Consider the following 26335-nt stretch of genomic DNA (forward strand, 5'->3'; position numbering starts at 1 on the left):
ATTATGCGACTACGCGGCAGGGTCGCGTTCATATGTTCGGACATCCGAGCTGTTTTGAATCGGTTCTCGACCATATCTTGGAGGCATAATGCATCGCTCCAGCGCGACCTCGGTGACCACGGAAGCCTCAACGTCGGGTTTCTTCGAAATAACGATGCAAGCTAGATTGCACGGCGAGCCGCCGGCGTTCGGCTGATGAACGTAAGCGCTCTGCCGGTTCGAGCGAGGCACTTCGATGCTGAATGATGGAAGTCAGCAGCACTACGCAGCAGGCACGCTGGTTTGGACGCGAGGGCGCCTGTAACACTCGGTGCGATTCACATGAAGATGTGGTCACTTCGCAAGGCGCGTAGATGTGTTTAGCAAACCTCACCGAGAACAACTACTTCGACGCCGGGGGGACCTCGATAACGACGACAACAGTCTGCGCGTCAGCCATTCGGCGAAATACACGAGCCCGCTGATCTCCGGCTTCCAGTTCGCCGCGCTGTACGGCTTCGGCGGCGTCGCGGGCGCGACCGGCAGCGGCCGCACCTACAGCTTCGGGCTGAGCTACGCGAACGACACGCTGTCGTTCGGCACCGGCTATTTCTTCGCCAATGACGGCTCGACGGTCGCGAGCGGTGCGATCGTGAGGCCGCGACATCGGTCGGCTCGTATGGCGTGAACTCGGGCACCGATACGCAGGAACGCTGGGATCGCCGGCATCCGCCACAAGTTCTGACGGTACCGTCCCGTCGCATTGACCCGGCGCCGGCACACCTTGATGTGCGTCGACTCAATGCCGGCGCATTCCACCGAACCCGTGCTCCCCGCCGACAAAGGCCGGGCCACGATGAAAGCCGCTGCCCATCGGAACGCCGACGCGGCCACGCATGCCCCCGTCGAAATGACCGACGTGACCGAAGTGGTCGAAGTGATGGCGATGATGGAAACGGTCGATGAAGACGAAACTGACACCCGTGCCGACGAATACCGCCGGCCCCCAGTACCATGGGTCGGCGTACGGATAAGCGGTGTCCGGATACCACACGATGGTACCGTCCTGGCTTTGCATCATCTGCCAGGTGCCGTCGCTTTGCCGGCACGCGCGCCCGACGATCTGCTGTTCCGTGCCGTCGATTTCCGCTTGCACGACGACCGCACGGCAACGGGCGCCCTCATCCGGCGTGTCGTCGTACGTTTGCGCAAGCACGCACATGGAGCAGCCGAGACAAACGACGCCCATCCCGACCCGAAACAAGTTGCACATGATCGGCTCCCGCATGATTGCCCCGACCACCCGATCCTTGGCATCACGAACGACCCGCGGCTTCGTATCGGGTCACCCGACCATTAGACGATGTAGCGTGCCGGATTATTCCAGGGGTCGGGATGCGAATGCGCGACGGAGGGACCGTCGGCGATCATGCGCGCGGCGAGCGCCGGACGATGCAGTACACGCCCGCCGCAACGACACCGAACGCCACATGGGCGACCAGCGTGATCGCGCCGCGCACTGCGGCGAACCACGGGAACACCGCGGTCAACACATGCAGGTTGATGCCGTAGAGAACGCATCCGAATGCGCCGCCAGCAAGCAGCGCGACGCCCGGCGACAGGCTGCGGACCATTCTCGCCAGCACGGCCGCATAGGCAAGCGACAGCGCGGCATGCACCAGCGTCGCCACGCCCATGATCGTCGGATCGAAGCCCGCTGACGCACCGAGCACGGATCGCCCCATCACGAGGGCGGCCGTCAGGCGCGCGTCGCGAAGCAGGTTGTGAAAGGCGTCTTCTCCGGCGATCGGCCAGAGCAGCAGCTCGACGACGGTCGAGCCGAACGCCGCGCCGAACGCTGCCCAGAGAATCGGGACCGCACCGGTCTGTTTCAATTGCCCTCCGCGGCGACGGCGCGCCGTGCGCGCCTTACAACGGGCGTTCGCAATCCGTCCAGTACGCGAACGGATCGCGATGCTTCGGGTAGTGCTCGTCGAGCCATTTCAGCAACGTCGCACGCGCGTTGTCCAGATCGGCCTTCGACGACGACGTCGTCATCTCGTGCACTTCGACGGACTTTTCCCGATCCATCACGTAGCAGTTCCAGTCGGGGCCGTCGAGATCCGGATCGTCGGACGCCTTCGACGACTTGCGCCAGCCGAACCCCTTGCGCGCATCGATGTAATAGCGCGGATGCACTTTCAGATACGACATCTCGCCGCCCTGTAGGCTGCTTTCCGCGCGCAGCACGTCGCGTTCATCGACGATCTGCGTGACTTCCGGCAGCCGGCGCGAGCGCCAGCCGGCCGGCAGCGTCGCCGTCGCCCGCACGGCGTCGTACGGGCCCCACGCGAGGCCCCAGGCTTCGGCCATGCGCTTCATGAACGCATCCGCGCCCGGATAGCCGCGCAACTGGATTCTCGTCGACAACGTGACTTCGACGCGGCCGTCGGCGCCCGCGGGGTCGCCTGCCGCTTCGAACGGATTGCCCGGACGCGACGCGCGCTGCTGCGCGTCTGCGGGCGCCATGCCCGAAAACAGCTGGTCGAGCGCCGCACGCGCTTTCGACGACTTGTCTGGTCTATTCATTACTCACTCTCTCCCTCTGCATCCGCACGTCTGCAAAAACTGTCGATTCTCGTTCATCTTCGGATCTCGCGGTTTTCCGCGGTCGCATTGTCGACGATCCCATGGCCGCGGTCGAGCACCAGCGGCGTCGACGCACGTTGTGTCGCCGGTCCCGACGCTGCCGTCGCCTACGCCAGCGCCGCCCGCATCCGCTCCATCAACGCAAGCACTTCCGGACGATTCTCGCCCTTCGCATGCACGAAGTGATACCTCAGCAGCGACTCGACCTCATGCCGGCTCACGCGCACGAGCGCGCTGCGCTTGAGATACGCATCGGCGAGCGGCATCCGCGCCAGGGCCACGCCGAGCCCGGCTTCGGCCGCCGCGAGCACCAGGTTGTAGTCCTCGAAGCGGCGATCCTGCGCGCGCGGCTTGAACGGAATGCCGAGCGCGTCGAACCAGGTACGCCAGCCCGTCACGTCGGAGTCGTGCAACAGCGGCATCTCGAGCAGCGCGGCGTCGCCGTTTCGACGGCGCAGCGCGGCCAGTTGCGCGGCGAGCCGCGGATGCGCGACCGGATAAAGCGTCTCCGGCATGAACTCGCGCGTCTCGAGCCGACGCCAGTTGCCGCGCCCGTAACGGATCGACAGATCCGCTTCGCCGGCGGCGATATCCACGTTGCGAACCTCGATGCCGAGCTCGATGCGCAACGCAGGCGCCTCGCTCTCGAGCGCATGCTGACGCTCGAGCAGCCAGAGCTGCGCGAACGCCGGCACCACACTCATCCTGACCAGTCGCGGCGTGCGTGGCGAGCGCCACTGATCGGCCGCGCCGTCGATGATCGCGAACGCCTGTTCGATCCGGCCGATGAAGCGCTGGCCATCCGGCGTCAGCCGCACGCCGCGCGCATGACGTTCGAACAATGCCATGCCCAGCCAGTTCTCGACGGCCGCCACGCGCCGGCTGATCGCGCCATGCGTGACGCCGGAGGCATCGGCCGCCGCCAGAAACGAACCCTGGCGCGCCACCGTGCAGACGGTCTCCAGACTGGCCAGCGGCGGACGCGGGCCGGGTGCCGACGCGAGGGCCGGCAGCGCGTCCGCCACACGCTGCCGCATGCGCACCGAGCTGTGAGCCATATTCATACCCGCATGTTGATCTGTGCGCTAGCTTAACATCTGACCACGCCGCACCATTGCCGCATGAACACGCTTTCTTCCCCCTCGTCGCGCGGCGCGCGACTGCCGCTCGTCGCGGCCGGCGCGGTGGCGTTCACGATCGTCTCGTGGGCCTCCGCCTTCCCGTTCATCCGGATCGGCCTGCACGGGCTGGCCCCGCTGCAGCTCGCGGCCGCACGCTTCGCGACCGCGGCCGTGCTCGTGATCGCATGGCTCACGTGGCGGCGGCCTCGACTGCCGGCCACGGGCGACGCGGTGCGCTTTCTCGTCTGCGGCTTGCTCGGCATCGCGCTCTACAACGCGCTGCTCAATACCGGCGAGCAGACCGTGTCGGCGGGCGCCGCGAGCTTCATCGTGAACACGCTGCCGATCTTCACGGCGGTGCTGGCCGCGGTGTTTCTGCGCGAACGCTTCAATCGCTGGGGATGGCTCGGCTCGCTGGTCAGCCTGGCCGGCATCGCCGTGATCGCGCACGGACAGCCGGGCGGTCTCGTCCTCGGCTCCGGGAGCACGCTGATTCTCGGCGCGGCACTGTGTTCGGCCAGCTATTTCGTGTTGCAGCGGCGGCTGATTCCCGTGTACGGCGCGCTGCCCTGCGCCGCCTATACGCTGCTGGCGGGTGCGGTGCTGCTCACGCCATGGTTGCCCGGCGCGCTCATGTCGCTCGGCGGCGGGGCTTCGCGCGACACGGTGCTCGCCGTCCTGGTGCTCGGCGTCTTTCCCGCCGCGCTGGGCTACGCGACGTGGACCTTCGCGCTCGGCCACTTCGGCGCGGCACGCGCCGCCAATTTCCTCTATCTGACGCCGGCGGTCGCGACGGCATTGTCGATGGCGCTGACGGGCGAGCGCCCCGGCATCGAGACGGTGTGCGGTGGTCTGCTGGCAATTGCCGGCGTGATACTCGTGGCCTTGCGCGGACGGACATAGGCGAGCGGTTTCGTCGGACGGCAAGACTTGCTCGAGGAACGACGGGGGCGCGGTTCCGCGAAGCCGGGCCCCGTCGGCTGCAAAACTGGGCACACATGCAGTTCGACACCGCGCGCCAATTCATCGACGCTGGCGGACTTGACCGTTAGTTGCACCAATCGGATGGCCGATTTGCTGCGGCGTTCGTGACGATGAAAGTGTGCAGACAAACCGACCGAACAGTTCTCGATTGATTGCATTGCACTGTCCATGGTCATCGGTGGCGGTCCGGTCGAATAATCGGAGCATTCGACGGTACAAAACAGCCACATCTGCGCGAAAAGCGGCGCAAGCGCATCACATTTGCGCAAGGCTGGGCAATTCGCGCAAGCGGGCACAAACGGGTTCGGATATATTCATACCAATTACATGTCGTCAGACGAAATCGCCGGCCTCGACGGCCCGGCGACATGCAAGCCGAACCCGTCATGGGTCACGGAGACTTGTCCGGCTCGCCGATCGCCTCACGAGGGCGCGCGGCCGACCGGGCGGCAATAGAAATATCAATCAACGGAGATGGCAGATGGAACGAAGCATTGTCGGCATGCGCTGCAAACCCCTGATGACCGTCGCACTTGCCGCCGCCGCATTCGCGGCCGCATCGGGCGCGATGGCCGACCAGGTCGTGAAGATCGGCAGCGTCGAACCGACGACGGGCGGCATTTCGCACCTCGGCAAGGACAACGAGAACGGTGCTCGCCTCGCGGTCGAGGAGATCAATGCGAAGGGCCTGACGATCGGCGGCAAGAAGATCACGCTGCAGCTCGACGCGCAGGATGACGCGGCCGACCCGCGCCAGGCCACGCAGGTCGCGCAGAAGCTCGTCGACGACAAGGTCGTCACCGTCATCGGCCACCTGAACTCGGGCACGTCGATTCCGGCGTCGAAGATCTACAGCGACGCCGGAATCGTGCAGATCTCGCCGTCGGCCACGAACCCCACCTACACGCAGCAGGGCTTCAAGACGACCTACCGCGTGGTCGCGACCGACGCGCAGCAAGGTCCGGCACTCGCGAGCTACGCGCAGTCGAAAGGCGTGAAGAGCGTGGCGGTGATCGACGATTCGACCGCGTACGGCCAGGGCCTCGCGAACGAATTCGAAAAGAAGGCGAAGGCGCTCGGCCTGAAGGTGCTGTCGCACGATGCGACCAACGACAAGGCCGTCGACTTCCGCGCGATTCTGACGAAGGTCAAGGGCGAGAACCCCGACGCGATCATGTACGGCGGCATGGACGCCACCGGCGGCCCGCTCGCGAAGCAGGCGAAGCAGCTCGGCCTGCGCGCGAAGATCCTGTCCGGCGACGGCGTGTGCACCGACTCGCTGGCCGAGCTGGCCGGCCCGGCGGCCGACAACGTGCTGTGCTCGCAGGCCGGCGCGGCGCTCGAGAAGATGCCCGGCGGCGCGGCGTTCCTCGCCAAGTACCAGAAGCGCTTCAACCAGGGCATCAAGTTCGACGCGCCGTTCGCGTACGACGCGGTCTATATCGCGGTCGACGCGATGAAGCGCGCGAACTCGACCGACCCGGCGAAGATCCTTGCGGCGATGCCGTCGACGAAATATGAAGGCGTGATCGGCACGACGACGTTCGACGCGAAGGGCGACCTGACGCACGGGATCATCTCGATCTACGGCTACAAGAGCGGCAAGAAGACCTTCCTCGACCAGGTGAAGATGTAACGCCCCGCGACGCCGGCACGACGGGAACGCCATCCGTCGACGCCGGCGCCGCGCGGAGCCGATTCAAGTTTTGCGGAGATGAAGCGACATGTGTGCAATGGCGTATGCGGAATTTCAACAGGAGTTGAAGAAAGCGCAGTTGACGGCTCGGGAATTCGCCCGTCTGATCCGTATGAACGAAAGTTCCATCACGAACTATTCGAGCAAGGGCACCGTCCCTTCCCACCTCGCGGTCATCGCGACCCTGATCGGCGCGCTCGCCGCGCACGAGATCGATTTCCGGCACGTCATCGGTAAAACGGGCATCGAGCCGAAACGGCCGCGCGGCGTCGGCGCGTTTCCGGCAGCGCGCAAGCCGCGCGCCCGGAAGACCGCGAAAGCCGGCGCCTGAGCCAGGGCGGGCGTCAGTCGCGGCATCGCACGTGCCGCTCGATCCGACGCGTGCGCTGCCGCATCACACTCACCACCGCCCGTCACCCCGCCGCAGGCACGTGATCGAGCAGCGCCTGCAGCGGATGACGCAGCTGCCGGGCGGACATGCGCTTCACCTGGCTGCGGCACGAATACCCGGTCGCCAGCGCTTCGCCCGCCTCTTCCGGCGCATCGACATGCGCGGCCCACGATTGCGCATAGATCGCCTGCGACGTCTGCAGGTTGCGCGCCTCGTGCCCGTACGTCCCCGACATCCCGCAGCACCCGGCCGCCTGAACCACCAGACGCAGCCCGCGACGCGCGAACACCTGCGCCCACTGCTTGCCGCTGTCCGGCGCGTTGGTCTTCTCGGTGCAATGCGGCAGCAGCCGATACGCCGCCGATACGTCGCCCGAACCCGCGCCCGCCGCGGCTTCCGGCAGCGCGTGCAGCAGCCACTCCTGCGGCAGCGCGACCTTCGGCACGTCGGCGAGCCCCGTCACCTTCAGGTATTCCTGCCGATACGTGAGCGTCATCGCCGGATCGAGGCCGACGAGCGCGACACCCGATCGCGCGAGCGCGGCCAGTTGCGTCGCGTTGCGAATCGCCGCCTGCTCGAACGCGCGGAGGAAGCCCTGGACGTGCAGCGCCTTGCCGTTCGGCGCGAGCGGTGCGAGCCACACCTGGAAGCCGACGCGCGCGGCCAGCTCGATCAGCGTCGCCAGTTGCTCGGTGTCGAAATAGCGCGTGAAGGTATCCTGAACGATCACGACGCTGCGCGTGCGCTGCGCATCGTCCAGCGCGGCGAGCGCCCGCGGATCGGCCGGCCGCACGTTCCACTGCCGGATCACGGCCGCGAGGTCGAAGCGGCTCAGGAGCGGGCTGTCGACCATGCCGACGTGCCGCTCGAGCAGCGTGCGCACCCAGCCGGCACGCATCAGGCCGTTGTACAGCGCGGGCACGCGCGCCATCCACGGCATCGTGAATTCGAGCGAGCCGATCAAATAGTCGCGCAGCGGCCGCTGGTAACGCTGGTGATACAGCTCGAGAAAACGCGAGCGGAGCTCGGGCACGTTGACCTTGACCGGGCACTGCCCCGCACACGACTTGCACGCGAGGCAGCCGGCCATCGCGTCGTACACCTCGTGCGAGAAGTCGGCTTCGCCGTCGCGCGCGGCGCGGCTGTTGCGCCAGCGCGCAACGAGGCCGGGCAGGAACGGCTGTCGCGCGCGCGCCGCCGCGACGACGTCGACGCCGGCCTGTCCTTGCAGACGCAACCATTCGCGCATCAGCGACGCGCGCCCCTTCGGCGACTGCACGCGCTCGCGCGTCGCCTTCCACGACGGGCACATCGCGTCGTCCGGGTCGAAGTTGTAGCACGCGCCGTTGCCGTTGCAGTGCATCGCCGTGCCGTAGCTCTGCCACACGCGCTCGTCGATCTGCCGGTCGTGGTCGCCGCGCGTCGGCACTTCGTCGATCTTCAGCAGCCGCAGCGTGTTGTCCGGCGGCGTCGCAATCTTGCCCGGGTTGAACTGGTTGTGCGGATCGAACGCGGCCTTCAGTTGCTGCAGCGACGGATACAGCTCACCGAAGAACGCCGGTGCATATTCGGAGCGCACGCCCTTGCCGTGTTCGCCCCATAACAGGCCACCATGCCGCTGCGTGAGTTCAGCAACCGCGTCCGACACCGGTCGCACCAGCGCGGCCTGCTTCGGGTCCTTCATGTCGAGCGCCGGGCGCACGTGCAGCACGCCCGCGTCGACGTGGCCGAACATCCCGTATTGCAGCCCGTGGCCGTCGAGCAGCGCGCGGAATTCGGCGATGTACGCGGCGAGATTCTCGGGCGGCACCGCAGTGTCCTCGACGAACGGCTGCGGGCGCGCCTCGCCCTGCACGTTGCCGAGCAGGCCGACCGCGCGCTTGCGCATCGCGTACACGCGCTTCACCGCATCGTCGCCGGTCGCGAGCGTGTGACCCAGCCGCTCGACGCTCGTGTCGGTGCGCAAATGCTCGACGAACGCGCGCACGCGCGCATCGACGTCGTCGGCATCGTCGCCGCTGAATTCGATCAGGTTGATGCCGAGCGTCGGACGCGCATCGTCCTGCGGAAAATACTCGGCCACGCTGCTCCACACGAAATCCTTCATCGCGAGCATCAGCACCTTCGAGTCGACCGTCTCGATCGACAGCGGCTTGAGTTCGAGCAGCGCACGCGCATCGCGCAACGCGTCCATGAAACCGGCGTAGCGCACGTTGACGAGCACCGAATACTTCGGGATCGGCAACACGTTCAGCTTCGCCTCGACGACGAAACCGAGCGAGCCTTCGGCGCCGCACAGCACGCTGTTCAGGTTGAAGCGGCCGTCCGGTTCGCGCAGATGCGCGAGATCGTAGCCGGTCAGGCAGCGATTGAGCTTCGGAAACTTCGCGTCGATCAGCGCCGCCTTTTCGTCGCTGATACGGCGCGCGGTGCGATACACCTTGCCGATGCGGTCCTGCTGCACGCAGCGGCGTTCCAGTTCGTCATCGGCGAGCGCGTCGCTGTGCAGCTGCTCGCCGCCCATCAGCACGAAGTCGAGCGCCAGCACGTGGTCGCGCGTCTTGCCGTACGTGCAACTGCCCTGCCCGCTCGCATCGGTGTTGATCATTCCGCCGACCGTCGCGCGGTTCGACGTCGACAGCTCGGGCGCGAAAAAGAGGCCATGCGGCTTCAGCGCGGCGTTGAGCTGGTCCTTGACGACGCCCGCCTGCACGCGCACCCAGCGCTCGCCGGCGTTGATTTCCAGGATCCGGTTCATGTTGCGCGACAGATCCACGACCACGCCGTCGGTCAGCGACTGCCCGTTGGTGCCCGTGCCGCCACCGCGCGCCGCCACGGCGACGTCGCGGTGCGCGGGCTCGGCGAGCAGGCGCGCGAGCAGCCGCACGTCGTCCGCATGCGCGGGACAGATCACCGCCTGAGGCAGGCGCTGGTAGATCGAGTTGTCGGTCGCCTGCACGGTCCGGTTCGCATGGTCCGAGCGGATTTCACCGGCGAATCCGGCCGCCTGGAGGGCGGCGAGAAAGTCGCGATAACGCCCCTCGGACGGGCTGACGGGACGGGGCAACGAAGCGATCGACATGGGATGAAAGCGCAGTGTGGATGGAGCGGCGCGTGGCTTCGCTCGGAAACATGAGTTTTGAGCAAGATTCCCCGCAACACTGAAATCCAGTATCTTGCGAATCATCGCGAGAAACAAACGAATTCTCACCCGGCAAAACTTGCATAAAACTCATGAATTATCGCCGCCTGACTCCGTCCATGTCGTTGCTGCTGGTGTTCGAAGCCGCCGCGCGCCACGAAAGCTACACGCGCGCGGCCGACGAGCTGTCGCTGAGCCAGAGCGCGATCAGCCGGCAGGTCCAGACGCTCGAGGATCAGCTCGGCGTGCCACTGTTCCGGCGTGAGGGCCGCTCGGTGAAGCTGACGGAAGTCGGACGGCGCTACTTCGTCGAGCTGAGCGGCGCACTCGGGCGCATCCGCGGTGCGACGCTGCAGGCGATGTCGCATCAGGCCGGCGCCGGCACGCTGCGGCTCGCGACCTTGCCGACTTTCGGCTCCAAATGGCTGCTGCCGCACCTGCACGATTTCTACGCCGCGCATCCGGGCGTGACCGTACACCTGCATTCGCGGATCGGCGGCATCGACTTCCACACCGACGACCTCGACGCGGCCATCACCGTCGGCGCGGGCGACTGGCCCGGCCTGCACGCGCACCGGCTGTACAACGAGTTCCTGATCGCGATCGCGAGCCCCGATGCGGCGGCCGGGCGCCGCAAGGCCGGCCCGCGGGCGCCTGCGTGGGCGGTGGGGCAGACGCTGCTGGGCGTGACGAGCAATCAGCACGCGTGGGCCGAATGGTTCTCGCATTTCGGGCTCGATCATCGCGAGATGCGGATCGGCCCCAGTTTCGAGCTGACGTCGCACCTGATCCAGGCCGTGCGGGCCGGGATGGGGATCGGCCTCGTGCCGAAGGTGCTGGTGGAGGACGAGCTGAGCCGGAACGAACTGGTGTCGATCGGCGACGCGATCACCAGCCAGCGCAGCTATTACCTCGTGTATCCGCCGGAAAACGACACGTTGCCGTCGCTGGTGGCGTTTCGGGAATGGCTGCTGAAATCGTGCTGACGCGCGGGCGGACGGACAGCGCGATCACGCGCGCCATTCATTGAGAATCTGTTCGGCGAGGTAATCGCACGGCGGGCGCGCCGACTGCGCGCTGCGCGCCAGCACGACGTCGAGCGCGTCGAGCGGCGGCAACCCTTCGTTCGGCGACAGTTGAACCAGATGCGCGGGAATACTGCAGCGCGCGAGCGGCGCGACCGCGAGGCCGGCCTCGACCATGCTGAGCAAGCCGAGGAAGCTCGGGCTCTCGTATGACATCCGGAACGGAATCTTCTGCCGGTTCAGCGCCTTGATCGCGTGATCGCGCGCCATGCTGCCGCCGTGCGTGAAGAACGCGACCGGCAGCGGCCGCTCCTCCCACACGTTCCGTTTCGCCGAGCCCGTCCACACGATCGGCTCGCGCCGCACCAGTTCGCCGGTCACGCCCTTGATGCGCGTGAGGCAGGCAAGGTCGACGGTGTTGTCCCTCAGCATCGGCACGAGCGCGCTGCTCGGCTGGCCGATCACGCGTACTTCCACGCGCGGATGCATCGCGGCAAACTTGCCGAGCACCTGCGGCAGCAGCGACGAGATGTAGTCGTCCGGCACACCGATCGTCACGCGCCCACGGATCTCCGGGCGCACGACCGACGCCCACGCCTCGTCGCGCATCGCCAGCATCCGGCGGCCGTATTCGGCGAGCATGCGGCCGTCGTCGGTGGCCGTGACGTTGCGCGTGTCGCGAATGAACAGCGGCTTGCCGAGCGCATCCTCCAGCGCCTTGATCTGCATGCTCACCGCCGACGGCGACCGGTGCACCGCTTGCGCGCCTTGCGCGAACGAACCGGATTCCGTCACCGCCACCACCATTGCCAGCACATCGAGATCGAGCTTTTTCATGGTATTCAGAAAATCTGATCAATCGATTCAGTTTATCCCGTTTTACTGGCCACCTCCATCGCTGGAAAATGAATGCCATCGACATTCATCGCGGGAAGCAGCAACCATGCACACCTCCGGCTCGCTCTACGGATTCCTGGTCATCGGCGGCATGCTCGCGATCACGCCGGGGCCGAACATGGTCTACGTGATGTCGCGCTCGATCGCGCAGGGGCGCACCGCCGGGCTGATATCGCTGGCGGGCGTGATGGTGGGCTATCTGTTCTACATGTTCGGCGCCGCGTTCGGGATCACGACGCTGTTCCTGAGCGTGCCGTACGCGGGCACCGTGCTCGGCGTGGTGGGCGCCGCGTATCTGCTCTACCTCGCGTGGCAGGCAGTCCGGCCGGGTGGCCGGTCGCCGTTCGAGGTGAAGACACTGCCGAACGAGCAGCCGCTGCGGCTGCTCGCGATGGGCGCGACGACCAGCGTGCTGAATCCGAAGCTCGCGATGCTGTTCGTGTCGCTGCTGCCGCAGTTCATCGATTACCGGCAAGGCAGCCTGTTCGGCCAGTCGCTCTTTCTCGGTTCGTTGCTGATCGCGGCGTTCGCGTCGGCGAACGGACTGGTCGCGATCTGCTCGAGCGGCATCGCGAAGTACCTGCATGGGCGTCCGGCGCTGCTGCTCGCGCAGCGCTGGGCGATGGGCGCGGTGCTTGGTGGCCTCGGCGTGCAGATGCTCGTCGAGGCGTCGAGAATGGCGGGTGCGGCGTGACGCGGGCGCCAGGACGCGGATCGGATGAATTCACGCCCGGCCCGCGCCGCTCGTCGTGACGCAGCGATCGTTGTTGGCCGGCGGCACGCGGCGCCGGCCGTGACGTTCATGCGATCGCCACGTCCTGCACACCCGCGCGCATCACGCGGCAACCGCCTGCCGCTGCGCTTCGAGCTCGCGCACGAGCGGCAGCACGCGCTTGCCGAAATACTCGACTTCCTCGATGAAATGCAGGAACCCGGCGAGCACGAGATCGACGCCGATCGCCTTCAGCGCGACGATCCGCTCGGCGATCTGTTGCGGCGTGCCGATCAGGTTCGTGCGGAAACCGTCGTTGTACTGCACGAGATCCTCGAACGTGGATTTCGCCCAGTTGCCCTCGCCTTCCGGTGATGCCTTGCCGGCCTCCTTCACCGCATCGCCGAACGCATGCACGGCCTCGACGTGTGCGTGCCGGACGATGTCGTCGAGCACGGCCCGCGCCTCTTCCTCGGTGTCGCGCGCGAGCACGAACGCGTTGACGCCGATCCGCACGCGATGGTCGTTCGCGGCGGCCTTCGCGCGGATGTCGTCGATCTGCGCCTTCAGGTTCTCCGGCGTATTGCCGTTCGTGAAGTACCAGTCCGACACGCTCGCCGCGTTGTCGCGCGCCGCGCGCGAACTGCCGCCCTGGAATATCTCCGGGTGCGGTTTCTGAACAGGCTTCGGGCTCAGCGTGTAATCGTTGAAGCGGTAAAAGTCGCCCTTGAACGTGAAATTGTCCTGCGTCCAGATGCCCTTCAGCGCCTGGATGAATTCCTTCGAGCGCCGATAGCGTTCGTCGTGCTCGAGCCACGGCTCGCCGATCGATGTGAATTCGCCCTTGAACCAGCCGCTGACGACGTTGATCGCGATGCGTCCGTTGGAAATGTGGTCGATCGTCGCGAGTTGCTTCGCGACCACGGCCGGATGCCACGGCCCCGGCAGGATCGCGGCGAGCACCTTCAGTTTCGTCGTCGCATGCAGCAGCGCCTGGCTGAACGAGACCGACTCGTGCTGGTATTCGGCGCCATAGCCGGCCGTGAAGCGGATCTGGCTCAGCGCGTAGTCGAAGCCGGCCGCCTCGGCCGTGCGCGCGAGCTTCTGGTTGTACTCGAGGCTCCAGTCGGTACGCTGCTCGATCGTGCTGACGACAAGGCCGCCGCTGACGTTCGGCACCCAGTACGCGAATTTGACGCCGTCGGCTGCTGGTTCGTGAATGCTCATGAGAGGTCCTGATCGAATGAAAAAAACGAAAGACGGGCTACGCGGCGGCGACAAGCGCGCGGATGCAGGTCAGGTTCGCAAGGAGCGTGCCATTGTCGACGGATGCACGATCGCGCATATCATCTGCATCACGAAGTTTAAATCGATCGCCCATCGGGTATGGCTTTCGCGGCCAAATAATCGGCCATGGAAAGCGTTTCGCCAGTCGCATCGCATCGATATTCCGCAGCGCGATGAACCGACGGAAACAGCGTTGCTGATGCGCTGCTGCTCGATCAGCAGTTTCGCGCCCGCCATTCGGCGGATCGCCGCGACCGGACGCCATTGCATCGAACGCGATGACGTCGAATCCGCTGTCGCGACGGCGCGCTTCCGCGCCGTTGCATCCTGCGCAGCAATCCGGCTTTCGTTATCAGAAATCGATGTTTCCCGTGCGACGCAAAACACTGAACACTCTGCTGACCAGGCAGCAACCGGACCGCGGCGCCAGTCGACGCTGGTTCGAACCGTTCGATCGACTCACGCCTTCATCGCCATGACCTCCCTGTTTGCCACGCCGCGTCCGGTCAACCTTCGTGTCGTCACCGCGCAGCCGGACGAATCGCGCGGCGCGCCCGTGTTCGTCGATCCGCGTTCGCTCGCGCTGCTCGAACGCGTGCGGCTCGTCGCGCCGAGCGACGCGAACGTGCTGATCGTCGGCGAGACCGGCACCGGCAAGGAGTTGATCGCGCGCCACGTGCACGACGTCAGCCATCGCGGCGGCGGCCCGTTCGTCGCCGTGAACTGCGGCGCGCTCTCCGACACGCTCGTCGACAGCGAACTGTTCGGTCACGAGAAAGGTGCATTCACGGGCGCGGTCGGCGCGAAGCACGGCTGGTTCGAAGCCGCGAACGGCGGCACGCTGTTTCTCGACGAAATCGGCGACCTGCCGCTGTCGATGCAGGTCAAGCTGCTGCGCGTGCTGCAGGAGCGCGAGGTCGTGCGGCTCGGCTCGCGCACGGGCATTCCGATCGACGTGCGCGTGGTGGCCGCGACCAACGTCGACCTGCAGCAGGCGGTGGCAGACGGACGGTTTCGCGCCGACCTGTTCTACCGGCTCAACGTCGTGCGGCTCGACGTGCCGACGTTGCGCGAACGGCCGGGCGACATCCTACCGCTCGCACGCCACTTCCTCGACGAATACCGCAGCCGCGTCGGCCACGGGCCGCGCAGCATCGACCCGCGCGCGGCGCGCCGCCTCGAAGCGCATTCGTGGCCCGGCAATATCCGCGAACTGGAGAACGTGATCCATCACGCGCTGCTGGTGAGCCGCCACGATGCGCTGCAGGAAACCGACCTGAACCTGTCGACGTCATGCGTGCGGGCCGTGGCTGCCGGCGCGCGGGAAGCGGCGGGCCGCGTGCCCGGTCAGGAAGCGCTCGAACTGGCACTGTGCGCGCTGTTCGACGAGCCGCACGAGAACCTGTTCGAACGCATCGAGGACACCGTGATGCGGGTCGCGTTCGACTTCAGTCACCACAATCAGGTGCAGGCTGCTCGACTGCTCGGCATCAGCCGGAACGTGCTGCGTGCGCGGCTGATTCGCGCGAAGGCGATCGCGGCGGTCAAGTAATCGCGAGCGCGGCTGCACGCGGTGCCGCGCGTCGGCGATGCGGGCGCCCGATGCTTCGGCTTGTGGCAATTCATCGACGGCATGGACCGGTAAAGCCGATGCGCTGCTCGCCTTCCTCACGGCGAGCAGCGCGTGGTCCAGCCGCTCGCCGTGCGGTACGCCGCTATTTCCCGACGCCGCCCGTCACGCCGCCGAGCAACGACGTAACGGGCGCGAGCGGATTCGCCGAGGAACCGGCTCCGCCCGCCGCGCCACCGAGCGTGCCGGTGACCGTCGACACGAGATTCGTCACCGGCGCCAGCGGGCTTGCCGCACCGGCACCGGTCGTGCCGCCGAGCGCACCGGTCAGCGACCCGAGCGGCGTCGAGCCGAGCCCCGACAGCACGCCGCCGAGCGGGCCGGACGCGCTCGAACCGTTCGACGGACCGTTCTGCACGGTGGTAATGGAAGCGCCCGCGAGACTCACGATCAGGCCGGGAATCGGCGCGACGCCATTCGGGCCGTTGTAGTTCACGAGACCACCCGCGTTCGTGACGGTATTGCCGAGCGCGCCGACGAGCGCCCCCACCGCGCCGACGGCCGGCTGCGACGAAACGGACCCCATTCGCGAGCCCGTCGTCGCCAGCGGGCTGCCGACTTGTCCGAGCAGACCGGCCACCGGCTGCCCGAGGCCCGTGGTCGCGCCAATCTGCTGCGTCGCCTGGCCAGCCGTGATGACGAGCGGCGTGACGGCCGAGCTGAGCGGCTGCGTGACCTGTTGCACGGCGCCCGTCGCCAGCGTCGCGCCGACCGTATTGCCTGCCGTGCCGAGTCCGCCGGCCACGGTGTCGAGCACCGCGCCGACGGGTGTCGTCACCGGCGCGAGCGGCGCCAGCGGCCCCGAGCCGAGCGCGCGGACGGTCTGCGCGAGGCCCGCGACCGGATTCGCCGTCGCGCCGACGACGTCGCCAAGGCCGGCGACCGTCGTGCCGACCGGGTTCGACGTCGAACCGATCTTGCCGAGCCCGTTGCTGAGCGCATCGGTCGCGGCGCGCGAAATCGTGCTGACGCTCGAGATCGTGTCGCCTGCGCTACGCGTCACGGTATTCCCGAGTACCGGCAACGATATCGCGCTGACGGTCGAGCCGACGCCGATCGCGAGCGCGCCGGCGGTGCTCACGACGCCACGGGTGCCGGGGGCGCCGCTGGTGCCCCAGCCACCGTCCGAGGTGTCGCTGCCCGGCGTATTGCCGCCGACGGTTGCGCCGCTGGTGCTCGCGTTCGCGCTCGACGGTGCGGCGACGTCGTTGCCGCCACAGGCGGCCAGCATGCCGGCGGCGGCGAGCAACGCCGCGGACGTGACAATGCGGGTTCGATACATGGTGGTCTCCTCGCGGTCCGGGCGATGGAAATGTTCGGTTGAGGACCGGGAGAGAAACAGCATTTTCCATGCCATTGGCGCCAGGCGAACGGGCCTGCCCGCCGCAACGCCAGCCTCAGCGCGCCCGTGCGAGTGCTGCCCGCAATCATGCTCGATACGTTTCGGCCCCCATGAGCGGCTCTGTTTTCGTTACATTCGTGCTACGAATGCTTCGATGTTACGTAACGCCGGCCACGCGGCGCGCCACCTTCGGGGTGCGCCGTCTACTATCTAAAGTTCGAAGCCCGGCGGCACGGCATGCGTGCCGCCGGGCTTCGTCCCACCGTCAGGAACCCGTTGCCATGAAAAAGCTCGTGAACCAACCGTCCGATGTCGTGCGCGAAATGCTCGAAGGCATCGCGCGGCAGTCGCCGCATGTCGCGATCCTCGGCGACGAGCAGGTGCTCGTGCGCCAGCCGTTGCCCGAGCCGTCGCAGCGCCCCGTCGCGATCCTGTCCGGCGGCGGCAGCGGCCACGAGCCCGCGCACGGCGGCTATGTCGGCGAAGGGATGCTGAGCGCGGCCGTCTGCGGCGAGGTATTCACGTCGCCGCCGACCGACGCCGTGCTCGCCGCGATCCGCGCGTGCGCCGGCCCGAACGGCGCGCTGCTCATCGTGAAGAACTACACCGGCGACCGCCTCAATTTCGGGCTGGCCGCCGAACTTGCGCGCGCCGAGGGCATTCCCGTGGAGACCGTGATCGTCGCCGACGACGTGTCGCTGCGCGGCCGCGTCGAACGCGGGCAACGACGCGGGATCGCGGGCACCGTACTGATCCACAAGCTGGCCGGCGCGGCCGCCGCGCGCGGGTTGCCGCTCGCCCGCGTCGCGGCAATCGCGCGCGACGCAGCCGCCGAACTCGGCACGATGGGCGTCGCGCTCGACGGCTGCACGATCCCCGGCGCCGACAAGTCGGGGTTCAGCCTCGCCGATCACGAGATCGAGCTCGGCCTCGGCATCCACGGCGAGAAGGGCGTCGAACGCACCGCGCCGCTGCCGGCCGACGCGCTGGTCGAGACGCTGCTGTCGAGCATCGTCGCCGACCTCGTGCTCGATCGCGGCGAACGCGTCGCACTGTTCGTCAACGGTCTCGGCGCGACGCCGGACATGGAACTCGCGATCGTGCTGCGCGCCGCGTACGACAACCTGAGCCGGCGCGGCATCACCGTCGCGCGGGCATGGGCCGGCACGTTCCTGTCGGCGCTGAACATGCCCGGTTGCTCGATCTCGCTGCTGCGGATGAACGACGAACGCGCCGCCCTGCTCGACGCGCCGACGCAGGCGCGCGCATGGCCCGGCGGCGGCGCGGTCAACGCGCAGATCCGGGTGGCCGCGGCAGCCGCGCCCGACCAGCCGCTGCCGCCGCCCGATGCGGCCGGCCACGCGTGGGCAGCGCGGCTGCAGCCGGCGCTGCACGCGGTCGCGCAAGCGTTGATCGACAACGAAGCGACGCTGACGGAGCTCGACACGGCCGCCGGCGACGGCGATCTCGGCGCGAGCATGTATCGCGCCGCGCAGGCGATCCTCGCGTTGCCGGAAGCCGCGTACGGCACGCCGGCCGGCACGCTCGCGGCGCTGAGCACCGCATTGCGTCGAGCGATCGCGGGCAGCTCGGGACCGTTTTATGCGACCGCGCTGCTGCGCGCGTCGCGGCGCCTCGCCGATGCCTCGGATATCGCCGCACCGTCGGCGCGCGACTGGGCTGCGGCATTGCGCAGCGCGGTGGATGCGATCTCCGAACTGGGCGGCGCACGTGCCGGCGACCGGACGATGCTCGATGCGCTGGTGCCGGCCGCCGATGCGTTCGATCGCGCGCTCGATCATGATCGCGACCCCGCTGGCGCATGGGCGCAAGCCGTCGAGGCGGCGGAACACGGCGCGCAACGAACGGCCGGCATGACGCCGCGCGCGGGGCGTGCGAGCTATCTCGGCGAACGCGCGATCGGCACGCCGGATGGTGGCGCGGTGGCGGTCGCGTCCTGGCTGCGCGCGTTGCTGCCGCACGTGCGGTAAACAGCGACCACGGCACGGGAAAACCCCGATCCCCACATCGTCCTATGACATCGGGCATCGCCAATTGGCGGGATTACTTTGATCCTCGTCGGCGCCCATCCGGGCGCATGCTGATAGCGAGGACCCCTCATGCGATATGTGCCATCGTGGACTTCCGTTTCCGCTGCCACGTCCGTTCCGGACGAGACGGCTTCCCGCGGCGACGAGCCGCACTGCCTGCCTCGGGTCGCGATCGCGGCCGCCGCCCTCGGCAATGCGACCGAATGGTTCGATTACGGCATTTACGCGTACGGACTCGCCTACATCTCCGCCGCGCTGTTTCCCGGCAACACGGCCAGCGCGACGCTGTTCGCACTCGGCACCTTCGCGATCTCGTTCCTGATCCGCCCGCTCGGCGGCCTGTTCTGGGGCCCGCTCGGCGACCGCCTCGGCCGCAAGCGCGTGCTCGCGCTGACCGTTCTCACGATGTCGGGCGCGACCCTGCTCGTCGGCGTGCTGCCGACCTACGCGAGTGCCGGCTGGCTCGCGCCGGCCGCGCTGATCGTGCTGCGCATGGTGCAGGGCTTTTCAACCGGCGGCGAATACGGCGGCGCGGCGACCTTCATCGCCGAATACGCACCGGATTCGCGACGCGGCCTGTGCGGCAGCTTCCTCGAATTCGCGACGCTCGCCGGGTTCTCGCTCGGCGCGCTGCTGATGCTCGGCTTCGCGCTGCTGCTCGGCGACACCGCGATGCATGCGTGGGGCTGGCGCCTGCCGTTCCTCGTCGCAGCGCCGCTCGGGCTGATCGGCTTCTATCTGCGTTCGCGCCTCGAGGAAACGCCTGTGTTCCGCGAACTCGAGGAGCAGGCGCATCGGCGCGAGCAGAACACCGCCGCGACCGCGCTGCCGATCGGTCAGCTGCTGGTCCGTTTTGCGCGGCCACTGCTGCTGCTCGGCGGGCTCGTCGTCGCACTGAACGTCGTCAACTACGTGCTGCTCGCGTACATGCCGACCTACATGCACAAGGAGCTCGGCGTCAGCGAGAACATGTCGTTGCTGATTCCGCTGATCGGCATGCTCGCGATGATGGTGCTGCTGCCGTTCGCCGGCTGGCTGTCGGATCGCGTCGGCCGCAAAGCGATGTGGTGGATCTCGCTGGTCGGGCTGTTCGTCGCGGCCGTGCCGATGTTCACCTTGATGACGCACGGCGTGCTCGGTGCATTCGTCGGCTTCGCGGTGCTGGGCCTGCTTTACGTGCCGCAGCTCGCGACCATCTCCGCGATGTTCCCGGCGATGTTCCCGACCCACGTGCGGTATGCGGGCATGGCGATCGCGTACAACGTGTCGACGTCGCTGTTCGGCGGCACCGCGCCGATCGTCAACGACTGGCTGATCGGCAAGACCGGCAATGCGCTGATTCCCGCGTATTACATGATGGCGGCCTGTGCGATCGGGCTGGTGGCGCTGTCGGGCGTGATCGAGACGCGCGGATGCTCGCTGCGCGGCGAGACGGTGCCCGGGCGACAGCCGGGTTGATACCGGATGCGGTGCGCACGTCGCTCCCATAAACGGCATCCCTTGCATCGCCCGCGGTCCGACGACGGACGGCGGGCGATGTGCATTTCAGCGCCATGAACCTGCCGGCGGATTGTTGTCGCGAGGACAACACGATGTTCGCAGGCGCGGTGCTTCAGGCGTTCGCCGGGCCTACCTACAATCGCCGACATGCTCGATCGGCATGCGCGCGACACGAAAAGCGCGTCATGCACGATCGCGCGCGAACCGCGCTGCGCAGCGTGGAAGACCCCACTCGATGAAGAGGACGATTGAACATGAACGGATCAATCCACAACGTGCGGCCGGTAACGACCCCTCTTGGCAAGGAAGCGGCTGGTGAGCTCGTTCCATCCCGCTACGCGGTGCGCATCGGCGACGTCGACGTCGTGCTGATCAGCGACGGCGTTCTGCCGCTGCCGACTTCCACGATGTCCACCAATGTGAGCGAAGCGGACCGCAACGAATGGTTCGACGGACGGTTCCTGCAACGCGACATGTTCGACTGGGCGCTGAATATCGCGCTGGTGCGCAGCGCCGATCGCCTGATCCTGATCGACTCGGGCGTGGGCGACGGCTTCGAATACTTCACGCGCGCGGGACGGTCGGTGATGCGTCTCGAGTCCGCCGGCATCGATCTCGCCGCGATCACCGACATCGTGATCACCCACATGCATATGGATCACGTCGGCGGCCTGAACGTCGACGGCGTCAAGGCCCGGCTGAGCCCCGACGTGCGCATTCACGTGTCGGCCGCGGAATTGGCGTTCTGGAAGAATCCGGACTTCAGCAAGACGGTGATGCCGGAAACCGTCCCGCCCGCGCTACGCAAGGCCGCGGCGCGATTCGTAGAGCTGTATCGCGAGCACATCGTACCGTTCGACCACACCGTGGAAGTTGCGACCGGCGTATCGGCGCGCGTGACCGGCGGCCATACGCCGGGACACTGCGTAGTCGATATCGCATCGGACGGCGAACGACTGACGTTCGCGGGCGACGCGATTTTCGAAGTGAACTTCGACCATCCTGACTGGCAAAACGGCTTCGAGCACGATCCGCAAGCGGCTACTGACGTCCGGATCGCACTGTTCAACGACGCCGCCGAAACCGGCGCGATGCTGGCCGCGGCGCATGTCGCGTTTCCGTCGATCGGCCACATCGCGAGAGACGGCGACGGCTTCCGTTTCGTCCCTGTCGTGTGGGACTACTGAGTGATTCGGGGCACGCAGCGGGCGCCGTGCGGACCGTATTGACGATATTCGAGCGATCGCAGCCGTTCTTGCAGCGATGGTGATGCGTCATGGCAAGAAGCACCGCTTTCGCGACTGATCCCCCGTGAAGCAAAAACGCCGCCGCACTTCCGTGCGACGGCGTGACTTCGCGCGCTTGCGCGCGCATCGGACCCGCAGGAGACTCAGGCGACGCTCGAAACATTGCGCTCCGCGACCTCGTCCACCGCTTCCTTCACGATACCGACGATCTCGTCGGCTTCGGCGCGCGTCATCACGAGCGGCGGTGCGAAGCCGAGAATGTCGCCGTGCGGCATCGCGCGCGCAATGACGCCACGCTGCAACGCCGCGGCCGATACCTGCGCGCCGATCTTCAGCGCCGGATCGAACGGCGTGCGTGCATCCTTGTCGGCCATGAATTCGAGCGCCGCCAGCATCCCGACGCTGCGGACCTCGCCGACGAGCGGATGCGCGCCGAACGCGTCACGCAGCTTCGCGCCGAAATACGCGCCCACTTCGGTAGCGTTGCCGACCAGGTTCTCGCGTTCGAGGATCGCGAGGTTCGCGAGTGCGGCGGCCGCGCACACGGGGTGGCCCGAATACGTCCACCCGTGCCCCATCGGCCCGTGCACCTGCGAGCCGCGCGCGATCACGTCCCACACCTTCTCGCCGACGATCACGCCCGACAGCGGCGCATACGCACTCGTCAGCCCCTTCGCGACCGTGATCAGATCGGGCGCGATCCCGAAGTGCTGCGCGCCCATCTTCGACCCCAGACGCCCGAACCCGCAGACGACTTCGTCGGAGATCAGCAGGATGTCGTGCTTGCGCAGCACGGCCTGGATCGCGGGCCAGTAGCCGGCCGTCGGCTCGATGATGCCGCCCGTGCCCATCACCGGCTCCGCGATGAACGCGGCGATCGTGTCGGCGCCTTCGCGCGCGATCAACTTTTCGAGTTCGTCGACGCAGTACGCGACGAACTGCGCTTCGCTCATGCCGGCCGGCGCCTTGCGATACCAGTGCGGACACACCGTATGCTTCACGCGGTCGATCGGCAGGTCGAAATGCTGGTGGAAACTCGGCAGGCCCGTGAGGCTGCCCGTCACGATGCCGGAGCCGTGATAGCCGCGCTCGCGCGAGATGATCTTCTTCTTGTTCGGGCGGCCGAGCACGTTGTTGTAGTACCAGACGATCTTAACCTGCGTCTCGTTCGCGTCGGAACCCGACATCCCGTAATAAACCTTCTTCATCCCGGCCGGCGCCCAGTCGATGATGCGCGACGACAGCTCGATGATCGCATCCGACGAGTGGCCGACATACGTGTGGTAGTACGCGAGCTGCTTCGCCTGCGCGTACATTGCGTCGGCGACTTCGGTGCGGCCGTAGCCGATGTTCACGCAGTAGAGGCCGGCGAACGCGTCGATATAGCGCTTGCCCTGGTGATCCTCGATGTGAATGCCGTGCGCACCGCGCACGATCTTGCCGGGCAGCGCGCCGGTCTCATGGTCGTATGCGTGCGTCGACGGGTGCATGAAGTGGGCACGGTCCTCGCGCAGCAATGCGTCGATCGATTGTTTCATGATGGGCTCCTTTGAATGGATCAGGCCGTCGCCGCGACGGGCAGGCCGAGATTGCCGAGGCAGAAATACTTGGTTTCGGTGAACGGTTCGAACCCTTCGGCGCCGCCTTCGCGCCCGAGGCCCGACGCCTTCATCCCGCCGAACGGGATCGGCGCGCCGGTGAATTTCACGCCGTTGACCGACACCATCGCGAAGTCGAGCCGCCGCACGAGCTGGAAGATCGTATCGATGCGCGTCGCGCACACGTAGGCAGCGAGGCCATATTCGGTGTCGTTGGCCTTGTCGACCACTTCGTCGAGCGTGTCGAACGCACACACCGCCGAGATCGGCGCGAAATTCTCCTCGTCGTACACGCGCATGCCGGGTGCGGCATCCGCGATCACGGTCGGTTCGTAGAACCAGCCGCCGAGCGCGTGCGACCGCCCGCCCGTGACGATGCGCGCGCCGCGTGCACGTGCGTCGTCGACGCGTGCCGCCGTCGCATCGAACGCGGCCTGGTGCATCAGCGGACCGACGTCGACGTCCGGCTCGAACGCCGGGCCGGTTTTCAGTTCGCGCACCGCGTTCGCGTAGCGGTTGACGAATGCTTCATAGAGCGGGCGCGCGACGAAAATCCGGTTCGCCGCGCAACAGTCCTGGCCGGAGGTCTGGAACTTCGCGCCGACGGCGATCCGCACCGCCTGCTCGAGGTCCGCGTCCTCGGTCACGATGAACGGCGCGTTGCCGCCCAGTTCGAGCGCGACCTTGCGAATGCCGGCCTTGGCGGCGGTCTCGGTGACGAGCCGCCCGACGCGCGTCGATCCGGTGAAGCTCACCGCGCGCACGCGCGCATCGCCGACGAGCGTTTCCATCGCCATCTGCGGCTCGCCGAGCACGACGTTGAACACGCCGGCCGGGAAGCCGGCCTCGTCGGCGAGCTGCGCGAGCGCGAGCGCCGAAAACGGCGTCTCGTGCGCGGGCTTCACCACCACCGCACAGCCGGCCGCGATCGCGGCGGCGGCCTTGCGCGTGATCATCGCGGCGGGGAAATTCCACGGCGTGATCAGCGCCGCGACGCCGACGGGCTCCATCAGCGTGCCGAGATGCGCGCCGTCGATGTGCGTCGGGATCGTGCGGCCCGCAACACGCTTCGCCTCGTTCGCGAACCACTCGACGAAGCTCGCCGCATAACGGATCTCGCCGCGCGACTCGGCGAGCGGCTTGCCCTGTTCGAGCGACAGCAACGCGGCGAGATCGTCGAGATGCCGCAGGATCAGCGCATGCCAGTGCAGCAGCGCCGCGCTGCGCACGGCTTGCGGCGTCCAGCGCCACGTGTCGAACGCACGCTGCGCGGCGTCGACGGCCGCGACGATCTGTGCGCGCTCCAGCATCGGCACATGGCCGATCACGGCCTGATCGGCAGGGTTCACGACGGCGACCGTCGCGGCACTGTCGCTGTGGATCCAGCGACCGTCGACGTAGCACGTCGACTTGAACAGAACGGGGTGTCCGGGCAGCATGCTGCGTCTCCTCGTTTGGGTGGGCACGAGCTTCATTCTGTCGTGCCGCCGGGTGCGGAAATTTCGGTTTCGGCACCCACGCCTTGCGGTTTTTTCCGTATTGGCCCGCGTTCGCACGAAGTTTCAGTGCCAGTCCGGCGCGCCGCCCGATTCGCACTTCACGACCTTCGTCACGATGTACGTGAAGTAGCGCTCGATGCCGAGGTCGTCCATCAGCAGTCCATCGATGAAGCGCTGGTAGTGGTCGATGTCGCGCGCGACCACGTGCAGCACGTAGTCGACGCCGCCGCCCGTCGCATAGCACTGCGCGACTTCGGGCGCCGCGCTCACCCGATCCTCGAAGCGCCGCATGTCGGGCGCGGTATGACGCGACAGCGTCACCTCGACGACGATGCGGCTGCCCGAGAACGTGCCGATCCAGTCGACGTCCGCGCGATAGCCGCGGATCACGCCGCTTTCCTCGAGCTTGCGCACGCACTCCCACGCGGGCGAGATCGACAGGTTCACGGCCTCCGCGAGCTTCGACTTCGTGATGCGCCCGTCGCGCTCGAGAATGCGCAGGATCGCCAGGTCGTATCGGTCGAGCTTGATCACGTCGTGCGCATCCTCATGCGGCCACCGGAATGTTGCGTCCGACGATGTCGGCGACCACCGCGATCGTGTCGCCGGCCTGCACGATGCCCGGGAAGTGCCGCGCCGCGAGCAGGCCGCGCCGCCGCGCGACGTATTCGACCGGCGCGATGCCCGTGCGGTCGATGTCGTGCACGCGCGCGAGCACGTCGCCCGCGTCGACCTCGCTGCCGAGATCGCGGCACATCTCGAGCAGCCCGCGATGCTCGCTGGTCGTGAAACACGAGCCGTCCGGCATGTCGAGCAGCGTGGTCGTGCGTGGCGCGCCGCGCGTGCGGCCGCGCTCGCCGTCGCCGCTCGCGAGCACGCCCGCATGCGCGAGAAAGCCGCGCACGCCGCGTTCGGCGATCGCGACGCTCGCGGCCGTCGACGATCCGCCGCCGCCGAGCTCGGTCGACACGAACACCTTGCCGGCCGCCTCGGCCGCGGTGTCGAAGAGCCCGACGCTGTCGAGCTCCAGCATGCGCATCGAGTACGGCGCGCCGAACGCGCGCATCGCGCGTTCGCAGCGTGCTTCCTGGTCGCGATCATCCAGCACGTGGATCGCCGCGAACGGCACGAAATCGAGCGTGCGGCCGCCTGCATGGATATCGAGCACGTGCGTCGCGAGCGGCAGCAGATGCCGCTGGAAGTAGTCGGCGATCTTCTCGGTGACGGTGCCGTCCGGACGCCCCGGAAAACTGCGGTTGAGGTTGCCCGCATCGATCGGCGACGTGCGGCAGCCGGCGCGAAACGCCGGGTAGTTCATGAACGGCACGACGATCACGCGGCCGGTCACGTCGGCCGCCTTCAGCGAGCCGGCAAGCTTCGACAGCGCGACCGGCCCTTCGTATTCGTCGCCGTGATTGCCGCCGGTCAGCAACACCGTCGGCCCGTCGCCGCGCTTCACGACGGTCACCGGAATCATGATTGCGCCCCACGCAGAATCGTCGCGCGAGTAAGGCAGCTTCAGAAAGCCATGCTGTTCGCCGTCCGCGTCGAAATCGACGGTCGGCGTGATCGGAGAAGCACGCAT

The 26335-nt window shown here is 67.3% G+C and carries 22 protein-coding genes and 1 pseudogene; 10 read left to right on the forward strand and 13 right to left on the reverse strand.

The annotated features are described in order from the left end of the window. Nucleotides 1–368: 368 nt before the first annotated feature. Nucleotides 369–610, forward strand: a pseudogene (locus HWX22_RS25635) (porin); the annotation flags it as partial. Between the two features lie 168 nt (nucleotides 611–778). On the opposite strand, the gene HWX22_RS25640 reads toward HWX22_RS25635, so the two are convergent. The 4 genes from HWX22_RS25640 to HWX22_RS25655 form a co-directional block, all read right to left on the reverse strand. Beyond that, complete coding sequence (locus HWX22_RS25640; RefSeq protein WP_175916652.1) at nucleotides 779–1252, reverse strand: hypothetical protein; 474 nt, start codon at nucleotides 1250–1252, stop codon at nucleotides 779–781. 154 nt (nucleotides 1253–1406) lie between these two features. Then, nucleotides 1407–1874 (reverse strand): sodium:proline symporter, encoded by a 468-nt coding sequence (locus HWX22_RS25645; protein WP_175911957.1) that lies wholly within the window; start codon nucleotides 1872–1874, stop codon nucleotides 1407–1409. Between the two features lie 34 nt (nucleotides 1875–1908). Continuing rightward, on the reverse strand, nucleotides 1909–2568 hold the full coding sequence (locus HWX22_RS25650; protein ID WP_059530720.1) for a hypothetical protein: 660 nt from the start codon (nucleotides 2566–2568) through the stop codon (nucleotides 1909–1911). A 167-nt stretch (nucleotides 2569–2735) separates the two neighbouring features. Continuing rightward, nucleotides 2736–3692 carry a LysR substrate-binding domain-containing protein gene (locus tag HWX22_RS25655; RefSeq protein ID WP_175911958.1) on the reverse strand — a complete coding sequence of 319 codons (957 nt, stop codon included), beginning with the start codon at nucleotides 3690–3692 and terminating at the stop codon, nucleotides 2736–2738. Between the two features lie 57 nt (nucleotides 3693–3749). Here HWX22_RS25655 and HWX22_RS25660 point away from each other — a divergent pair, with 57 nt between their 5' ends. The 3 genes from HWX22_RS25660 (at nucleotide 3750) to HWX22_RS25670 (ending at nucleotide 6760) form a co-directional block, all read left to right on the forward strand. Continuing rightward, entirely contained in the window at nucleotides 3750–4652 is a 903-nt protein-coding gene (locus HWX22_RS25660; protein ID WP_175916649.1) for an EamA family transporter, read from the forward strand. A gap of 562 nt (nucleotides 4653–5214) precedes the next feature. Beyond that, nucleotides 5215–6369 (forward strand): branched-chain amino acid ABC transporter substrate-binding protein, encoded by a 1155-nt coding sequence (locus HWX22_RS25665; protein WP_175911960.1) that lies wholly within the window; start codon nucleotides 5215–5217, stop codon nucleotides 6367–6369. A gap of 88 nt (nucleotides 6370–6457) precedes the next feature. After that, nucleotides 6458–6760: a hypothetical protein gene (locus tag HWX22_RS25670; protein ID WP_059820767.1), complete on the forward strand. Its 303-nt coding sequence runs from the start codon at nucleotides 6458–6460 to the stop codon at nucleotides 6758–6760. Between the two features lie 82 nt (nucleotides 6761–6842). On the opposite strand, the gene HWX22_RS25675 is transcribed toward HWX22_RS25670, so the two are convergent. Continuing rightward, nucleotides 6843–9902, reverse strand: a complete 3060-nt coding sequence (locus HWX22_RS25675) for an FAD-binding and (Fe-S)-binding domain-containing protein (protein ID WP_175916650.1) — start codon at nucleotides 9900–9902, stop codon at nucleotides 6843–6845. 152 nt (nucleotides 9903–10054) lie between these two features. Here HWX22_RS25675 and HWX22_RS25680 point away from each other — a divergent pair, with 152 nt between their 5' ends. Next, entirely contained in the window at nucleotides 10055–10948 is an 894-nt protein-coding gene (locus tag HWX22_RS25680) for a LysR substrate-binding domain-containing protein (RefSeq protein WP_059530738.1), read from the forward strand. A 24-nt stretch (nucleotides 10949–10972) separates the two neighbouring features. On the opposite strand, the gene HWX22_RS25685 is transcribed toward HWX22_RS25680, so the two are convergent. Further along, a complete protein-coding gene (locus HWX22_RS25685; RefSeq protein WP_175911963.1) occupies nucleotides 10973–11824 on the reverse strand; it encodes a LysR substrate-binding domain-containing protein in 852 nt (283 codons plus the stop codon). 106 nt (nucleotides 11825–11930) lie between these two features. Between HWX22_RS25685 and HWX22_RS25690 the strand changes: the two genes are divergently transcribed. Beyond that, complete coding sequence (locus HWX22_RS25690) at nucleotides 11931–12578, forward strand: LysE family translocator (protein WP_175911965.1); 648 nt, start codon at nucleotides 11931–11933, stop codon at nucleotides 12576–12578. Between the two features lie 141 nt (nucleotides 12579–12719). Here the strand turns inward: HWX22_RS25690 and sfnG are convergent, their stop codons facing one another. Together sfnG and HWX22_RS25700 are read right to left on the reverse strand one after the other, a co-directional pair. After that, complete coding sequence (gene sfnG / locus HWX22_RS25695) at nucleotides 12720–13823, reverse strand: dimethylsulfone monooxygenase SfnG (protein ID WP_175911966.1); 1104 nt, start codon at nucleotides 13821–13823, stop codon at nucleotides 12720–12722. A 69-nt stretch (nucleotides 13824–13892) separates the two neighbouring features. Next, nucleotides 13893–14270, reverse strand: coding sequence for a hypothetical protein (locus HWX22_RS25700; RefSeq protein WP_175911968.1), 378 nt, complete (start codon nucleotides 14268–14270; stop codon nucleotides 13893–13895). Nucleotides 14271–14358: 88 nt separating this feature from the next. Between HWX22_RS25700 and HWX22_RS25705 the strand changes: the two genes are divergently transcribed. Beyond that, nucleotides 14359–15435, forward strand: coding sequence for a sigma 54-interacting transcriptional regulator (locus HWX22_RS25705; RefSeq protein WP_175911970.1), 1077 nt, complete (start codon nucleotides 14359–14361; stop codon nucleotides 15433–15435). A gap of 163 nt (nucleotides 15436–15598) precedes the next feature. Here the strand turns inward: HWX22_RS25705 and HWX22_RS25710 are convergent, their stop codons facing one another. After that, nucleotides 15599–16795, reverse strand: coding sequence for a collagen-like triple helix repeat-containing protein (locus tag HWX22_RS25710; protein WP_175911972.1), 1197 nt, complete (start codon nucleotides 16793–16795; stop codon nucleotides 15599–15601). Between the two features lie 341 nt (nucleotides 16796–17136). Here HWX22_RS25710 and HWX22_RS25715 point away from each other — a divergent pair, with 341 nt between their 5' ends. From HWX22_RS25715 to HWX22_RS25725, 3 genes are all read left to right on the forward strand, one after another. Beyond that, nucleotides 17137–18846 carry a dihydroxyacetone kinase family protein gene (locus tag HWX22_RS25715; protein WP_175911974.1) on the forward strand — a complete coding sequence of 570 codons (1710 nt, stop codon included), beginning with the start codon at nucleotides 17137–17139 and terminating at the stop codon, nucleotides 18844–18846. A 129-nt stretch (nucleotides 18847–18975) separates the two neighbouring features. Further along, complete coding sequence (locus tag HWX22_RS25720) at nucleotides 18976–20364, forward strand: MFS transporter (protein WP_059530762.1); 1389 nt, start codon at nucleotides 18976–18978, stop codon at nucleotides 20362–20364. A 296-nt stretch (nucleotides 20365–20660) separates the two neighbouring features. After that, nucleotides 20661–21593: an MBL fold metallo-hydrolase gene (locus tag HWX22_RS25725; RefSeq protein WP_175911977.1), complete on the forward strand. Its 933-nt coding sequence runs from the start codon at nucleotides 20661–20663 to the stop codon at nucleotides 21591–21593. Between the two features lie 203 nt (nucleotides 21594–21796). On the opposite strand, the gene HWX22_RS25730 is transcribed toward HWX22_RS25725, so the two are convergent. The 4 genes from HWX22_RS25730 to doeB form a co-directional block, all read right to left on the reverse strand. Continuing rightward, nucleotides 21797–23191 (reverse strand): aspartate aminotransferase family protein, encoded by a 1395-nt coding sequence (locus HWX22_RS25730; protein ID WP_175911979.1) that lies wholly within the window; start codon nucleotides 23189–23191, stop codon nucleotides 21797–21799. 20 nt (nucleotides 23192–23211) lie between these two features. Beyond that, nucleotides 23212–24690 carry an NAD-dependent succinate-semialdehyde dehydrogenase gene (locus tag HWX22_RS25735; protein ID WP_175911981.1) on the reverse strand — a complete coding sequence of 493 codons (1479 nt, stop codon included), beginning with the start codon at nucleotides 24688–24690 and terminating at the stop codon, nucleotides 23212–23214. 123 nt (nucleotides 24691–24813) lie between these two features. Beyond that, entirely contained in the window at nucleotides 24814–25284 is a 471-nt protein-coding gene (locus tag HWX22_RS25740; protein ID WP_175911983.1) for an Lrp/AsnC family transcriptional regulator, read from the reverse strand. 13 nt (nucleotides 25285–25297) lie between these two features. Beyond that, nucleotides 25298–26335, reverse strand: coding sequence for a N(2)-acetyl-L-2,4-diaminobutanoate deacetylase DoeB (gene doeB / locus HWX22_RS25745; RefSeq protein WP_175911985.1), 1038 nt, complete (start codon nucleotides 26333–26335; stop codon nucleotides 25298–25300).

Origin of the sequence: Burkholderia sp. BCC1638 (assembly GCF_902833195.1) — a bacterium.
In the GTDB taxonomy this organism is placed as follows: Bacteria; Pseudomonadota; Gammaproteobacteria; order Burkholderiales; family Burkholderiaceae; genus Burkholderia; species Burkholderia diffusa.

What these genes read in the sequence shown, in the direction of transcription:
- HWX22_RS25705 (WP_175911970.1), top strand. Translation starts at nt 14,359, where the DNA reads ATGACCTCCCTGTTTGCCACGCCGCGTCCGGTCAACCTTCGTGTCGTC.
- HWX22_RS25720 (WP_059530762.1), top strand. Translation starts at nt 18,976, where the DNA reads ATGCGATATGTGCCATCGTGGACTTCCGTTTCCGCTGCCACGTCCGTT.
- HWX22_RS25650 (WP_059530720.1), bottom strand. Translation starts at nt 2,568, where the DNA reads ATGAATAGACCAGACAAGTCGTCGAAAGCGCGTGCGGCGCTCGACCAG.
- sfnG (WP_175911966.1), bottom strand. Translation starts at nt 13,823, where the DNA reads ATGAGCATTCACGAACCAGCAGCCGACGGCGTCAAATTCGCGTACTGG.
- doeB (WP_175911985.1), bottom strand. Translation starts at nt 26,335, where the DNA reads ATGCGTGCTTCTCCGATCACGCCGACCGTCGATTTCGACGCGGACGGC.
- HWX22_RS25685 (WP_175911963.1), bottom strand. Translation starts at nt 11,824, where the DNA reads ATGAAAAAGCTCGATCTCGATGTGCTGGCAATGGTGGTGGCGGTGACG.
- HWX22_RS25735 (WP_175911981.1), bottom strand. Translation starts at nt 24,690, where the DNA reads ATGCTGCCCGGACACCCCGTTCTGTTCAAGTCGACGTGCTACGTCGAC.
- HWX22_RS25675 (WP_175916650.1), bottom strand. Translation starts at nt 9,902, where the DNA reads ATGTCGATCGCTTCGTTGCCCCGTCCCGTCAGCCCGTCCGAGGGGCGT.
- HWX22_RS25710 (WP_175911972.1), bottom strand. Translation starts at nt 16,795, where the DNA reads ATGTATCGAACCCGCATTGTCACGTCCGCGGCGTTGCTCGCCGCCGCC.
- HWX22_RS25690 (WP_175911965.1), top strand. Translation starts at nt 11,931, where the DNA reads ATGCACACCTCCGGCTCGCTCTACGGATTCCTGGTCATCGGCGGCATG.
- HWX22_RS25670 (WP_059820767.1), top strand. Translation starts at nt 6,458, where the DNA reads ATGTGTGCAATGGCGTATGCGGAATTTCAACAGGAGTTGAAGAAAGCG.
- HWX22_RS25680 (WP_059530738.1), top strand. Translation starts at nt 10,055, where the DNA reads ATGAATTATCGCCGCCTGACTCCGTCCATGTCGTTGCTGCTGGTGTTC.
- HWX22_RS25715 (WP_175911974.1), top strand. Translation starts at nt 17,137, where the DNA reads ATGAAAAAGCTCGTGAACCAACCGTCCGATGTCGTGCGCGAAATGCTC.
- HWX22_RS25655 (WP_175911958.1), bottom strand. Translation starts at nt 3,692, where the DNA reads ATGAATATGGCTCACAGCTCGGTGCGCATGCGGCAGCGTGTGGCGGAC.
- HWX22_RS25665 (WP_175911960.1), top strand. Translation starts at nt 5,215, where the DNA reads ATGGAACGAAGCATTGTCGGCATGCGCTGCAAACCCCTGATGACCGTC.
- HWX22_RS25725 (WP_175911977.1), top strand. Translation starts at nt 20,661, where the DNA reads ATGAACGGATCAATCCACAACGTGCGGCCGGTAACGACCCCTCTTGGC.
- HWX22_RS25730 (WP_175911979.1), bottom strand. Translation starts at nt 23,191, where the DNA reads ATGAAACAATCGATCGACGCATTGCTGCGCGAGGACCGTGCCCACTTC.
- HWX22_RS25660 (WP_175916649.1), top strand. Translation starts at nt 3,750, where the DNA reads ATGAACACGCTTTCTTCCCCCTCGTCGCGCGGCGCGCGACTGCCGCTC.
- HWX22_RS25640 (WP_175916652.1), bottom strand. Translation starts at nt 1,252, where the DNA reads ATGTGCAACTTGTTTCGGGTCGGGATGGGCGTCGTTTGTCTCGGCTGC.